Origin of the sequence: Streptomyces kronopolitis, assembly GCF_014646275.1 — a bacterium.
GTDB classification, from domain to species: domain Bacteria; phylum Actinomycetota; class Actinomycetes; order Streptomycetales; family Streptomycetaceae; genus Streptomyces; species Streptomyces kronopolitis.
On the sequence record NZ_BMND01000014.1, the window covers coordinates 106,671 to 121,283 of the forward strand.

At 73.7% G+C, this 14,613-nt stretch carries 7 protein-coding genes and 1 pseudogene; 3 read left to right on the forward strand and 5 right to left on the reverse strand.

Translation table 11 applies throughout. The features are described from left to right. Positions 1–311 precede the first annotated feature (311 nt). The 4 genes from IEY78_RS17375 to IEY78_RS17390 all read right to left on the reverse strand — a co-directional run bounded on the left by IEY78_RS17375 (position 312) and on the right by IEY78_RS17390 (position 9,357). Positions 312–752: an ATP-binding protein gene (locus IEY78_RS17375; protein ID WP_229700009.1), complete on the reverse strand. Its 441-nt coding sequence runs from the start codon at positions 750–752 to the stop codon at positions 312–314. A 600-nt stretch (positions 753–1,352) separates the two neighbouring features. Next, positions 1,353–7,700, reverse strand: coding sequence for a type I polyketide synthase (locus IEY78_RS17380; RefSeq protein WP_189099247.1), 6,348 nt, complete (start codon positions 7,698–7,700; stop codon positions 1,353–1,355). Between the two features lie 36 nt (positions 7,701–7,736). Next, positions 7,737–9,071, reverse strand: a complete 1,335-nt coding sequence (locus IEY78_RS17385) for a beta-ketoacyl synthase N-terminal-like domain-containing protein (protein WP_189099250.1) — start codon at positions 9,069–9,071, stop codon at positions 7,737–7,739. Between the two features lie 79 nt (positions 9,072–9,150). After that, a complete protein-coding gene (locus IEY78_RS17390; protein ID WP_229700010.1) occupies positions 9,151–9,357 on the reverse strand; it encodes a DUF5988 family protein in 207 nt (68 codons plus the stop codon). A 2,261-nt stretch (positions 9,358–11,618) separates the two neighbouring features. On the opposite strand from IEY78_RS17390, the gene IEY78_RS17395 reads away from it, so the two are divergent. After that, the gene (locus tag IEY78_RS17395; RefSeq protein ID WP_189099252.1) at positions 11,619–12,695 is read left to right on the forward strand and encodes a tyrosine-type recombinase/integrase; all 1,077 of its coding nucleotides are present in this window, start codon (positions 11,619–11,621) and stop codon (positions 12,693–12,695) included. A gap of 51 nt (positions 12,696–12,746) precedes the next feature. On the opposite strand, the pseudogene IEY78_RS17400 reads toward IEY78_RS17395, so the two are convergent. Next, a pseudogene (locus IEY78_RS17400) lies at positions 12,747–12,995 on the reverse strand (alpha/beta fold hydrolase); the annotation flags it as partial. Between the two features lie 183 nt (positions 12,996–13,178). Here IEY78_RS17400 and IEY78_RS17405 point away from each other — a divergent pair. After that, positions 13,179–13,568: a PadR family transcriptional regulator gene (locus tag IEY78_RS17405; protein WP_444544918.1), complete on the forward strand. Its 390-nt coding sequence runs from the start codon at positions 13,179–13,181 to the stop codon at positions 13,566–13,568. Continuing rightward, entirely contained in the window at positions 13,565–14,584 is a 1,020-nt protein-coding gene (locus tag IEY78_RS17410; RefSeq protein WP_189099254.1) for a hypothetical protein, read from the forward strand. The genes IEY78_RS17405 and IEY78_RS17410 overlap by 4 nt, the downstream gene beginning before the upstream one ends. Positions 14,585–14,613 lie beyond the last annotated feature (29 nt).

The window sequence follows — 14,613 nt, forward strand, 5'->3', positions numbered from 1 at the left end:
TGCGAGCGGCGTGGCCAGTGTGGTCAGTTCGGCCGGTGTGGCCGGTGCGGTCGCCGTGCGGGGAGCGTGCGGTCGTTCCGGCGCCGACGGCCGGGCGGCTCGTCCCGGCCCGCGGGGAGGCGGTGGGGAAGCCGGTGCCGCCCGGCCGTCGGCTGTAGGGAGCCACCCCTAGGGGTGCAGCGGCACCGCGTACGGACCGCGGCCGGCGGTCCTCGGTGCCGCTTGTGGTGTTCCGTCGTGGGGAGCACGCCGCTTTTGGCCGTGGAAGCGGGCGTTGCGGGGCGGTGGCCGCCGGGGGACGGCCGAGGGGGTTACGGCGTCATGGGCCGGTGCACACCGGCCGCCAGTGGCAGCGCGGCCCAGACGGTGCAGCCGCTGTCGGCCTCGATGCTGCGGCCCCAGCACGCGGAGGACAGGGCGACCAGCTCCAGACCGCGGCCGTGTTCCTGTTCCCCGCCGGGGTGGCGCACCCGTGGTACCGACGCCGAGCCCCCGCGGTCGTGCACCTCGATGTGCAGCAGGTCCTTCGACCTCCATATCCGGCAGGTGAAGCGGGTGCCGGCGGAATACTGGATCGCATTGGTGCACAGTTCCGACAGGACGAGCAGCATGAGGTATCGGGTGTCGTCGTCATGGATGTGCTGTCCGTCGAGCCAGGCGCGGACCAGGCTCCGGCACACCGGGACCGCCCGTCGCAGCGCCGGCAGCCGGAAGACCACACGCGGTGCGGAACTCCAGCAGTCGGCGGGCACGATCTCGCTTCTTTCCCGGGGCCAGTTCGCGATATGCCGGACGGCAACAGTGACTTCGGCCGAATGCATGGTGGTGGGTAACATGACTACCCCTTTCCTGTGTACCTCATGGACTTCGATGTCGCTTTCGCCTCATGAAGCACTGCCAGCGGCATCGCTCGGGCTGTCCTGGCGGCCTTGGTAATGGGCCGCGCCGCCGGTGCGTACCGGCCCGCTTTTCAGCTTTGCTTTCCCTTTCAATTCAAGCAGTGCGCATGCCCGTACGGAAGGCGCACAGCGCAGCGAAGGGAGCAGCCGGGGAGGGGGCGGCGCGAAATACTATGACCATAAAAAGGCGGTTGCGCATTCCCGGAGAGACGGACGTCGGAAATGCACAAGGAGGCACCGGTGAGATGGCGGCGAGAATGTATCAGGAATTCAGCGGGTTGTGAACCGGCCGGGCGGGAGTTCGCCGGCGGGGAGGAGCCGCGTGCCCAACACCGCACCAAGGGTGGGCAGTTCGGGGCGTCAGGAGCGCCGGTGGCCGCACCGGCCGGCGGGCAGGGCGAACGCCCGGCGGGCAGGTTGCGCCCGCCGGGCGTCGCCGTGGAAAAGCCGTCGCTAAGCCGACGGCAGATCCAGTCCCAGCTGTTCCGCGATACCGGCCGCGAGTGCGGCCAGCGTCGGGTGTTCCCAGACGAAGTTCCTCGGCAGGGCGAGGGAGAAGGAACGGTCGAGCCGCACCCGCAATTCCATCGCCAACAAGGAGTCGAATCCCAGGGACTTCAGCGGGGTCTGCGGATCGAGAGAGCTTTTCCCGAGCCGGAGAACATCGCGGACATGGCCCGCGATATGGTCTTCCAGAGCGGACCGCCGGGCCAGTCCGGTGGGCAGGGCGGCGAGTTGGGCGCGCAGGTCGTCGGTGATCTCCGCGGGCGTGTTCCCTTCCTCCGGCAAGGCCTCACCGGACATCGCGCTGAAGAACGGGAGATGCCGGCCGGCGGGCGGCACCCAGGTTTCCGGCGGGCCGGGAATGACCCCGGTCTGCACCCGCCGGTGGGACAGCAGCGCGTGCAGTGCCGCCAGTCCCTGGTCGGTGGGGATGGTGCGGTATCCGCGGCGGCTGAAGTCGGTGGCGACACCGATCTCGCCCCACGGGCCCCAGTTGACCGCCACCGTCGGCATGCCCTGTGCGGAGCGCCAGGCGGCGAACCCGTCGAGCCAGGAGTTCGCCGCGGCGTAGACGCCCTGCCCGGGGTTGCCGAGCAGCGAGGCCATGGAGGAGAACGCCGCGAACCAGTCCAGGGGGTGGTCGGCGGTGGCGTGGTGGAGGTGCCAGGCGCCGGCCACCTTCGGCAGCCACACCCGCTCCAGCTGGTCGTCGGCGACGTTGGTGAGCACGGCGTCGTCCAGCACCATGGCGCAGTGCACCACGCCGTGCAGCCGGAAGCCGTCGCGCACCGCGGTGGACACCAGCCGCTCGGCGGTGCCCGGGTCGGCGATGTCGCCGAGGACCACCGACACCTTGGCGGTCCGGCCCACCGTGGTGGCCAGCGCCTGTGCGACGTCGGGCGCCGGGGCGGAGCGGCCGTTGAGCACGACGTGGCCGGCGCCGTGGCCCGCGAGCCACTTCGCCGTGGCCAGGCCCAGGCCGCCCAGTCCGCCGGTGACGATGTACGCCCCGCCCTCCTGCACCGGCATCTCCAGGTCCGGCAGCACCGCGGGGGCCTCGCCGGTGTCCGGCACGGTCAGCACCAGCTTGCCGACGTGGTCGGCGGCCGCCATGGTGCGGAAGACCGTGGCGGCCTCGGACAGCGGATACTCCGTGCAGTGCAGGGGCTTGAGCCGGCCCTCCTCGAACGCGCCGAGCACCTCGCGCCACACCGACGCGAAGGTGTCGGGCCGGTTGCGCTGGAGCTCGATGAGGTCGACGGTGCTCAGGGTGACGTTGTGCCGCAGCGGCAGCATCCCCAGCGGGGCGTCCGCCATGATGTCGCGCACCCCCAGCTCCACGAAGCGGCCGAACGGGCGCAGCGTCTCCAGGCCCGTGCGGATGGCCGCCCCGGACAGCGAGTTGAGGACCACGTCGACGCCCTCGCCGTTGGTCGCCTCCCGGACGCGTTCGCCGAACTCCAGGCTCCGGGAGTCCATGACGTGCCGGATGCCCATGCCGCGCAGGTAGCGGCGCTTGTCCTCGCTGCCGGCCGTGGCCAGCACCTCGGCGCCCAGCAGCCGGGCCACCGCGATCGCCGCGAGCCCCGTGCCGCCGGTGGCGGAGTGGATCAGCACCCGCTCCCCCGCGGTCAGCCGGGCGACCGTCCGCAGGGAGTACCAGGCGGTCAGGAAGGCGATCGGCAGTCCGGCCGCGGCCACCGGATCGATGCCGAACGGGATGGGCGCGACCGTCTCGGCGGGCAGGGTCAGGAACGAGCCGAAGGCCCCGCCGCGCAGATCGACCGCGATCACCTCGTCGCCGACCCGCACCCGCTCCACCCCCTCGCCGACCGCGCTGACCACTCCGGAGCACTCGAAGCCGATCCGGTAGCGGACGTCCAGGTCGCCGGGGAGCAGGCCCATGGCGGTGAGCACATCGCGGAAGTTGAGGCCGGCCGCGGTGACCTTGACCTCGACCTCGCCGGGCCGGGGGGCGCGCCGCGGGGTGGCCGCGTACTCCAGGCTCGACAGGTCGCCGAGCCGGGAGGCGCGCAGCCGGAACCCGTCCACGCCGTGCTGCACGGTGCAGGCGGTCGCGGCACGGTCGGGGGCGCCGCCGGTCGGCGCGTGCGCCAGCCGGGCCACGTACCGGCCGCCGTCGCGCAGCGCGACCTCGTCGTCGGCGGCGTCCGCGAGCAGTTCCAGGGCCACCTCCTCGGGGGCGTCGTCCCCGGCGCCGGTGTCCAGCGACACCGGCCGGACCTCGGGGTGTTCCAGCGCGCCGACCCGCAGCAGCCCGCGCAGCGCGCTCTGGCCGAGGTCGACCTCGTCCCCCGGGACGACACCGCGGGCGCCACGGGTGACGACGTACAGGCGGGGCGCGCCGGTGGTGGTGGCGGCGAGCGACTGGAGCGCGCCGAGCAGCCGCCGGGTGCGGCGCATGGACCGCTCCGTCGGGTCCGCGCCGTCCGCGGGCCCGCACAGCAGCACCACGCCGCGCGGGGCCTCCAGGGTCGCGGCCAGGCGGCCGGTGAGGGCGTCGCGGAAGGAGGCGAGGGAGCCGTCGTCGAGCGCCCGGTCCCAGACCACCGTGCGGGCGCAGTGCTTGCGCAGCGCGGCGGCCAGCGTCTCGGCCGAGCCGTCGGCCTCGCCGACGATGACCCAGCTGCCCGGTGCCCGGCCGCCGTCCGGTGTCACCCGGGGGGCCTGCTGCCAGCCGATCTCCAGGAGCCAGTCGTCGAACGCCGCCGCGGTCCGCGCCGCCCGCCGGGCGAACCGCAGCCCGTTGACGACGAGGACGACGGCACCGCCGTCGTCCAGGAGGCGCACGTTCGCGACTATCGCCTCCGGGGTGATCTCGCTGACGTGCGCGTGGCAGTACACCGCGCTCGCGGGGTCGCCCAGGATGCGCAGCGCCTGCATCCGCACCGGCAGCACCAGCGCCGGGTCCTCCTCGTTGATCAGCGGCGCCACGGCGAGCTGGGCGCACAGGTCGAGCAGGACGGGGTGCAGCGGCAGCCCGGACGGCGGGGTGTTCGCCTGCGGCGGCACCTCGACCCGGGCCCAGAAGCTGTCGTTGTGGCGTCCGGTGTGCAGTGCGCGCACGCCGTTGAAGGCCGGGCCGTGTTCCAGCCCACGCCGGCGCAGGCTCTCGTAGAGCGCCGAGGGCTCCACCGCGAGCGGATGGCGCACGCTCATCGCCTCGACGGAGCGCGGCCGCAGTTCGGGGCGCACGCTCAGCCGGTGCAGCGAGGCGCGGGCCTGCCGCTCCCAGCCGCCGCTCTCGTTGCGGGCGAGGATCTCGCACGTCCCGCGGTCCGGTGCGGTCAGCGTGACGACCGTGGAGATCTCGGTCCGCGGGCTCAGCCGCAGCAGTTGCTCGAAGTGGACGTCGGTGACCTCCACCTCGTCGGGTGCCGCGCCGAAGACCTCGCAGCCGGCCGCGAGGGCCAGTCCGCAGTGCGCGGCTCCGGGGAAGACCGGGTGGTCGTGCACCTTGTGGTCGGCGAGCCAGGGCAGCGCGTCGGTACCGGCGTCGGCGCGCCAGCTGTGCCGCACGGGCTCACCGGGGAACTCGCTGTGCCGGCCGGGCAGCGGGGCCCCTGGCGCCTCGGTGGCCGGCGCGGAGACCGGTGCGGCGTCGGCCCAGTGGTGGCGGCGGTCGAAGGTGACGGTGGGGGCGTCCACGAGGTTGCCGTCGTCGTACAGGTACCGCCAGTTGACAGGCACGCCGGCGCAGTGGGCGGCGGCGAGCTGGGTGCGCAGCGTGGTCTGCTCGTCCTCGTCGCGGCGCAGCGTGGGCAGGACCACGGGATCGGTGGCGAGCCCGGCCAGGCTGCGTTCGACGGAGTGGGTGACGACGGGGTGCGGGGAGATCTCGGTGAAGACCACGTGCCGGTCGGCGGCCGCGGCGGCCACCGCCTCGGCGAACCGCACCGGGCGGCGCAAGTTGTCGCACCAGTAGTCGGCGTCGAAGGCCGGCGTGACACCGGCGTCGACGACCGTCGAGTACACGGGCACCTCGGGCGCGCGGGGTGCGAGTCCGGCCAGGGCCGTCCGCAGCGCCGGCAGGACCGGGTCCACCAGCGGGCAGTGCGAGGCGACGTCCACGGCGATCGGGAACACCGGGATCTTGCGGGCCTCCCAGGCGGCGGCCAGCCGGCTGACCTCCGTGGTCCGCCCGGCCACGACGGTGGAGTCCGGCGCGGACAGCACCGCCACCGACACGGTCCCGTCCGCGCTGTCGGCGAGCTCCTCGCGCACCGTGGCGGCGTCGAGGCCGACGCTCAGCATGCTGCCGCTGCCGGCGATGTCGCTCAGCAGCCCCGAGCGCCGGCAGATCACCCGCACGCCGTCGGCCAGCGACAGCGCTCCTGCGACCACCGCCGCCGCGACCTCGCCCATGGAGTGGCCGATGACCGCGGCGGGTTCGACGCCGTGGGCGCGCCAGGTGGCGGCCAGGGCGATCTGGAGGGCGAAGAGGACCGGCTGCACCGTGCCGCAGCCCTGGACCGGCCGGCCGTTGCGGATCACGTCGAGGACGGAGACCTCGCTCTCGGCCGTGATGAGTTCGTGGACCTCGCTCAGCGCCTCCAGGAAGGCCGGCTCGGCCTTCAGCAGTCCGCGCCCCATCCCGGGCCACTGGGAGCCCTGGCCGGAGAACACCCACACCGGCTGCCGCTCGACCGCCGCTCCCACGGCGCCGGTGACCACCGCCGGGTGGCGCTGCCCGGACGCGAACGCCCGCAGGGAGCCCAGGAGTTCGCGGCGGCCGGAGGCCACCACGCCCAGCCGGCCGCGGCCCGCGCAGCGCCGCAGGGCCAGCGTGTGCGCCACGTCGTGCAGCGGGAGGTTCGCGCCGTCGCCCTCCATCCAGTCCGCGAGCCGGGTGGCCGCGGCCGGCAGCACGTCCGGTGAGCCGGCCGAGACCAGGAAGACCTCGGACGACGGCTGCGCGGGCCGCCCGGAGCTGCGGCGCTTGACGGGCGGGGACTGCGGGGCCTGCTCCAGCAGGACGTGCGCGTTGGTGCCGGAGAAGCCGAAGGAGGACACCGCGGCCAGCCGGGTGGGGGTGCGCAGCGGCCAGGAACTCAGCTCGGTGGGGACGAACAGCCGGGTGCCGGCCGCCGAGATGGCCGGGTTCCAGCTCCGGAAGTGCAGGTTCGCCGGGATGGTGCCGCGCTGGAGGCACAGCACGCTCTTGATCAGCCCGGTCACGCCGGCGGCCGGTTCCAGATGCCCCACATTGGTCTTCACCGAGGTCAGGGCGCAGCGGCCGGGCCCGTTGCCGTAGACGTCGGAGAGGCTGGCGAACTCGATGGGGTCGCCCACCGGGGTGCCGGTGCCGTGCGTCTCCACCATGCCCACGTCCCGGGGGTCGACGCCCGACCGGGCCAGGGCCTCCAGGTACAGGGCGCGTTGGGCGGTCACCGAGGGTGCCGCCAGCCCTTCGGAGGAGCCGTCCTGGTTCGTCGCCGAGCCGCGCAGCACCGCCAGTACCCGGTCCCCGTCCCGTAGCGCGTCCGTGAGGCGCTTGAGCACCACCACACCACAGCCCTCACCCCTCACGAACCCGTCGGCGTCGGCGTCGAACGTCCGGCAGCGCCCGGTGGCGGACAGCATGCCCATCCTGGCGAACGACCGGGTGATGCGCGGTTGGAAGGTCAGGGTGACGCCGCCGGCGAGGGCGAGGTCGCACTCCCCGGCGAGCAGCGCCTGGCGGGCCGTGTGCACGGCCACCAGGGAGGAGGAGCACGCGGTGTCCAGCGCCACGCACGGTCCCTGCAGTCCGAGCAGATAGGAGATCCGCCCGGCGGCCACACAGTGGCCGTTGGTCAGGATCGACCCCTCCAGTTCCTGGGGGTGGCCGGCGAGGTGGTCCATGTAGTCGGTGTAACTGATGCCGGCGAAGACACCCGTGGGGGTGCCGTTCATCCGGTCCGGCGGGAGGCCGGCGTGTTCCAGGGCCTCCCAGGCGACCTCCAGCAGCAGGCGGTGCTGGGGGTCGAGGACATCGGCCTCGCGGCCGGCGACGCCGAAGAACGCGGCGTCGAAGCCCGTCACATCGCGCAGGAAGCCGCCCTGCCTGGGGGTCGCCTCCCCCTCCACCGGCCCCGGGAGCCCCCCGGGGACCAGGCGCCTTCTCTCCGCGGGCAGTTCGCCCACCGCGTCCCGCTCGTCGACCAGCAGCCGCCACAGGGCCGCGGGCGAATCGGTGTCGCCGGGGAGCCGGCATCCCATGCCGATCACGGCGATGTTCTCTGGTGCGGTTCCGGGTTGCGTCCCGGCTGTCGGGCCGTGCGTGTTGTTGCTCATCGGGGTCTCCGTACGTGGGAGGTGATCTGCCCTGCGTCACACGGCTTCCGGGCTGCCGAGAAGGATGGCGTTCTTCACGCCGCCGACCTGGTAGTTGAAGGACAGCGCGTAGTCGAAGTCGAGCGCGCGGGTCCGGATGCCGGGGACCGGGTCGAACGGCAGCCCCTCGGCGGGCTGTTCGCAGTTGGCCGTCGGGCACACCTCGCCCCGTTCGAGCATCATCAGCGTCATGGCGACGCCCAGGCAGCCGGCCGGTGCGCCGTTGTGGCCGAAGCAGCCCTCCTGGGACGTCATCAGCACCGTGCTGTCCGGCCCGTACAGCTCCTTGACGGCGTTCGCCTCGAAGGCGGTGACGACGACGTTGCCGTCGCTGCCGCCGTGGACGTAGGGCACGTCGTCGAGGTGCCAGCGGTCGCCGAGGCAGCGGCGGACGGCGGTGACGAGTTCCGCGCCGGTCTCGTCGCAGGCCAGCGGGTTGGCCAGCCCGTCGCGGGTCAGGGCGGTGGCGAGCACCTGCCCGTAGACGTGCGCGCCGCGCCGGGCGGCGTGCTCCCGGCTCTCCATGATCACGGTGGCGGAGCCCTCGCCGTGGTTGATGCAGTCCGCCCGCCGGTCGTAGGGCCGCATCAGGGAGCGGAAGGACGGCAGCAGTTCGGGCATGCCGGTGGTGCGCAGCGAGTCATAGGTCTGCTGCGCGCCGCTGAGCAGCCGCTCGATGTTCTGGATGAGCTGGACGTTGAACACGTCGACGCCGGTCACGACCGCGACCTCGACCTCGCCCTGGGCGATCATCCGCCGGGCGTTGCCGATCTGCACGGCCGACGAGGCGCAGCCGCACGAGACGGTGTAGCAGGGGCCGTTGGAGCGGGTCAGCGCCGCCTGGACCAGGGCGACGTCCGAGGGCGTCACGGCCTGTTCGGCGGCGACGAACAGCTCCATGGCCTCGGCCGCGGTGGTTTTCCCGGGATCGGCGCTCAGCACCGAAAGATAACTTTCGACGTTCGCGTCCACGCCGCCGCGGCCCACCAGTATCGCCGCTTCGCTCAGCGCCCCGCCCTGGAATGTCAGCCCGGCGTCCGCGGTGGCTTCCGCCATCGACACCAGGCCGAATCGGTGGGCCTGTGTGTAATGCCGGGAGAAGAACGGGGGGACATCCGGGAGGCGTTCGTCGAACATCTCCTGGGTGAGTCCCACCGAGCCGTAGTACACCTCGTCACGCTTGAGGCAGGATTGGCCGTTGGAGACCACGTTCCACATGTCGTCGGCCGTGAAGACCGGCTCCGTCCGGCCGGGCAGACAGAATCCGACACCGGTCACGACCACATTCCGGCCGTCGCTTCCGCTTTCCGGGTTCCCTGATGCTCGGTTCATGACCGGACTCCTTCACTCCTGAGATTGCGCATGGTGTTTCTCCTGTTCACTTGCTTTTCTTCCGCGCGCCGCACGGCACTTACTCGGCGATGCGCGTGCGGTAGCACCAGCGATAGACGGGGACCGGCTCTCCGCCGACGTCCTCGTATTCGCCGTAGAATTCGAAACGCTCGTAGCCGTTGCCCCGCAGGACCCTTATCGGATCGTTCACGGCGTCCCGTGCGTGCTCCGGCAGGGAATTCCCTTCCGGCCCGTCGACGAGGATCACCATTGTTCGTTTCGCCATGTTGTTCTCCGCTTTTCTGTCGCAGTGGGTTTCTGGGGCGGGCGGAAGGTGCCGTGGGGGGACCCGGGTGCAGTCACTGCGGGCTGCGGCCGAGGGGACGACGGCTCCACCGGACCGGCCGTGTCCGGTGGAGCGACGGGGCGAGGGCGGTTCGCCGGAGGCGGTGGGGGTGGTGGTGCGGTGGGGGTGGTGGTGCGGTGGGGGTGGTGGTGCGGTACTGCGGGCCGACTGGGTACGGCGGCGTCCAGGGAGGGTGGGAAGCCGTTTCGGGTGCCCGGATCCGCGGTGAGACGGACGGCCCGGAGGCGGTGGGGGTGGGGTGCTGCGGTGGTGCGGTTCTGCGGTGGTGCGGTTCTGCGGTTCCCGTGCCGGGTGCCGCGAGCGGACCCGGTCCGGGCGGGCGCCGGTCTCAGGCGACCTGCCGTGTCACGGGGGTGCGGGCGCCCCGGGCGGCGCTTCGGCCGGCGGGGAGCACGGCGCCCACCGGGCGGGCCGTGTCATACGGCGGCGCGGTGGGCGCGGAGGCGTCGGAGGGGGTGGACGCGGGGGCGGGGGCCGTCCGCGGGGGCCCGCATCGCGCCGCGGGGGCGTCGCCCGCGGGGCCGCTGCCGGTGGGGGGAGGGGGGACCGGGGCTCCACCGCCGGTGGACCCCTGGTGCGGGGAGAGAGGCATCGCTGTTCCTTGGCGTCGAGGTGTGGGACCTACCTGGGGTGCCGCGGGGCCGGCGGGGGAACCGGTCGTGGCGGAGGGCACCGGCGGGGACGCCGGGCGGCGGGAGCGCCGTCAGTGGCCGCGGCCGGGGACGGGGCACCGCGGGGTGCGGGGGATGTGGCGGGGGCGGCGGCCGGCGTCGTGGCCGACGCTCCTCGGAGCCCGTCCGGCGTCGGCGACAAGGGGCCGGCCGCCTGCACCTCCGGGCACGTAATTCACCCTCGGTAAAAGGGACATGGGGGCGACCGTGGCGACAGGAGCGGCGGCCTCGCGGCCCGGGGAAGGAACGGGGCCGCGGACGGCGGCCGCGGCCGGTACGAACCGTCCGCCGGTGCCGGGGACGGGCACCGCGGCGCGCGCCGCGCGGAGGCGGAACCGCCCGCGGCGACCGTCGCGACCGGGGGCGGTGCGCGGTGCCGCCGGGCGCCGCGCCACGGCGCTGCACCAGAGCCCCGCGGCATCCGAACTTCGGCCGTAGCCAGGGGTGTTGCTGAGGGAGGGGTCGTACGGCACCGGGGCCGGGCGATTGCCGGCGGCCGGGTGGTCCGGGACGACCGGGAGGGCGGACGCCGGGTGCCGGGAGGGCGCCGGGGGCGTGGCACTCGCGTCGCTGCGGGAGGCGCCGGGAGCCGGCGCGGCCGCGGTGAGGCTCAGGGGCTCGGTGCGGACACCGTTGGCCCGGCGAAGGAAGGGAAGAGTTCGCATGAAGCCCCCTGACCGAATGTGGGGGGCCGATCAGCCGGTGCCGAGAATCGGCACCGGCTGACGGATCCAAAACCCTCTACCGGGGACGCCCATACGGCATCTCGGTCTGACCGCAACCAGGCGCTGGGGCCGGGCCAACGGGTAGGCCAGGTGCCGCTCCCCGGAGAGGATGGGCGGCCCACCGGTTGGATGGAACTAGTTATCCATGCGGCTCGTCGCGCTACAACAGTCAATCGATAAGGCCACCCGTTCGGAGCAGCGCGAAAAGTGGAAACTCGTACCAACTTGCGCAATGGCCTTAGTAGATGCCTTTATTCCAGACATGACTGATGAAGCGTTTGATTGCAGACCGGTCCCTCCCGGTCACCGCCAGGAACCGCCTGCTCCGGCAAGGCGGCCGCTCGTCATTCTTGTGCGCGGAACGCATCGGGACCGGCTTCCCGCCTTTAGGCGGGTGGCCTCGCCGGCCGCCCACGACCATGACAACGGAAGTCATTACAGCATCGAAGACCCCTCCTCCGCAGCCACATCTCCCTTTGCGATTGGCCGAGTTGGCGCCGCGCCCGCAATTCTCCCCTACCGGTGACTGATCCGCGGAAGGCCGCCGCCGCGGACCGGCCGCGCTGCGGCGCTCGGACTTTTGCCGGCCCCGGGGCCGGCCCCCGTCCCCCCGCCGCGGTGGAGAGCGCACCAAAGCGCTCCCACCGGAGCGCGCAGTTCACCGCACCGCTCCTGGGCACGGTGCGACCGGATTCCTCGATTCCGATTTCGCGCTCCCGAGTGATTCGCGCCATCGGTACCGGTCGGCTGAATAACTCCCCGATCAGACAAGGGTGATTCGATAATGAACAACGGTGCCGGGTATCCGTTTCCCCCCGACGACGAGACCCACGCCCTGTCGCTCGTCGCCTACGGGGAGCGGCGGTGGCCGGCCGCGATGCACGGGCTGGAGCCGCTGACCATGTCCCCGTACCAGGCCGGGTGGCGGCTGCGGGTCGTTCCCAGCATCGGCCACGTCCCCGTCCGCGAGGTCACCCGGCGGGTGGTCAACCGCGCACTGCACTGCTGGATCGCCGACGAGTGCGGTCTGTCGACGGTGAAGAACAGCCTGGCCGTGCTGGTCCGCGTCCTGGAACAGGCCGTCCGCGACGGGGCGCTGGACGCCAATCCGGCCCGGGTGGCCGGCTGGCAGCAGGAGTTCCAGCGCGCGCAGCGCGAGCGCGCCACGCCCCGGGCGCTGGCCCTGCCGGACGTGCGGACGCTGGACCGGCTGGCGGCCTCGCTCGTTGAGCGGTCCGCCGACGGCTACCAGGGCTGGGGGGATGCCGTCCGGTTCGCCGCCTGGACCGGCACCCGCTTCAGCGAGGTGTCCGGCCTGCGGGCCCAGGACATCGATGTGAGCACCTGGACCTGGCACGTGCGGCGCTTCACCGTGTCCGAGCCGGACGGCCCGGGCGAGAGGGCCTGCCGGGGCAGGCACCAGCGGGTGGTGCCGCTGCGCCCCGCCGTGCGGGACCTGGCGGCCGCGCGGCTGGAGGCGGCGCGCCACACCCCGCAGGCCCGGCTGTTCACCGGCCCGGACGGGAGCCGCTTCACCGCCGCCGTCCTGCGCGACAGCACCCGCTGGGACGACGTGGTGACCGAGCTGGGCCACGAGTACCTGCGACGCCAGGACCTCCGCCACACCGGGCTGACCTGGATGGCGGACGCCGGGCTGCCGCTGCCCCTGCTGTGCGGCGCCGTCGGCCGGCCCCTGGAGGACGCCCGCCGGTACCTGCCCCCCGACCTGCATCCCCTCCCCGCGCAGAGCCACCGCGAACCACCGGCCGGTCAGGCCCCCGCCCCCACCTCGGGCGGGGGCCGCACCCTTTTCCCCCACGGCCCCGGGGGTGACGTCCGGCCGCCGCCGACCGGGCGTTGAGGGAACCGGGAACGCGCCCCCGGGCGGCCCGGAGGCCTCTGCGGGCCGGTCTCAGTCCGGGATGCCGGCGGGGGCCGCGGGCAGGGTGTGCAGCCAATCGGTCAGCAGGCGGTTGACCTCCGCGGGGCGTTCCTGCTGCACCCAGTGGCCGCAGCCGTCGAGGATGTGGGCGGCGGACAGGCCCGGGAGGGTGCGGGGGAAGGCCTTGATGGCGTCGGCCATCCACCGGGTGGTGGCGTCGAGTTCCCCGCCGATGAAGAGCGCCGACTGGGTGAGCGCGGCCCCCTGCCAGGCGGCGAGGGCGGGGCAACTGGCCGTCGGGCGAACGGACTTCGGGCCCCGCCAGCACGATCGCGGCCCCCGCCACCACGATCATGACACCGCCCCCGTCGGACGGACGGCGGGGTCGGCGCAGTTCGGACAGCGCCGGAACGGGACACCCTTCCTCTCCCCATATATCGGAAGGCAAGATATAGTGCCGCCATGGCTTCCAGGGATATGACGCAGGCCGCGTTCTTCGTCCTCACCGCGCTGGTCGACGAGCCGCGGCACGGTTACGGGATCGTGCAGGTGGTCGACGAGGTGTCCGAGGGGCATGTGCAGCTGCGGATCGGCACGTTGTACGGCGTGCTGGACCGGCTGGCCGCCGACGGGCTCATCGAGCGGGACCGCGAGGAGGTGCAGCAGGGCCGGCTGCGCAGGTACTACCGGCTCACCGACGCCGGTGGCGCGGCCCTGTCCGCCGAGGCGCGGCGGATGACGGCCGGGGCGCGGGCGGCGACGGAGCGGATGGCCGCCCACCGCCCGCCGTCCGCCGGACCGGCCCCCGCCGGCTCGGCGCGCCGCCCGGGCCTCGCGGGAGGCACCGCATGACGGCGACGCTGCTCGAACGGCGCTACCGCACCGTGCTGCGCCTGCTGCCCTCCTACTACCGCGCCGAGCGGGAGGAGGAGATGGTGGAGGCCTATCTGCACGGGGTCGACGAGCGGGACCTGGACGAACTGCGCCCGGCGTGGGGCGAGGTGGCCAGCGTCGCCGCCCTCGCCGTCCGCACCCGCATGGGCAGCGCCGGCGCCCCGGCCCGCTACGCCACGCTCGGCGCGGTGGTGCGCCTCTTCGCGCTGCTGAGCATGTTGCTGCAGGCGGCTTCCGGGCTGACCGGGCAGGCCTTCTTCCTGGCCTGGGTGCAGGGCGCCCCGGCCCGGGACCGGGAGATGGCACTGAGCAGCTTCACCGGCCACGGTGCGCCGGCGGGGCTGTACGAGATCGTGTGCCGGCTGCTTCCGCTGGCGTGGACGGTGGCCTACCTGGCGCTGCTGCGCGACCGCCGGCGCACCGCCTTCGCCTTCGCCGCTCTCGCGGCCCTGCCCGGTCTGGCGTCCGTGGCGCAGCACCTGGGCGGCGGACAGGACGCCCTGGTGTTCTCCTTCTCCCTCACCACGGCCGCGCTCTCCTGGCTGACCGTCCTCGCGCTGTGCTGCGGCTTCCACCGCGACGCCCCGCCCGCCCGGCTCCCGTTGGCGTCTCCCGGGCTGGTGCTCCTGGGCACCTGCGTGCTCATGGGCGCGGCGATGGTGGTGTGGCCAGGGAACGCGGACCAGGTGTGGGCCGGCGGTGCGCCCTTCATCGTCGGGGCCGCCGGGTGGCTGTTCGCCCGGTTCCGTTTCCCGGAGCGCGCGGCGGACCCCGCGCTGCCCCTCGCCCTGGCCGCGCTCGGCCTCAGCACGCTCGTGGAGCGGACGCTCAGCCTCTCGTTCCTGGCCGAGGCCGACGCGCCGGGCGCTGTCGTCACCGCCGCCGGCGTGCAGGCGGCCGTCCTCGCGGCCCTGGCGGTGGCCTTGGCCGCGACCGGCGCCCGGGGCCTGACCGCACGGCGCGCGACCGGCTGAACCGGCCCGCCCGCCGGCGTCGGACGGGG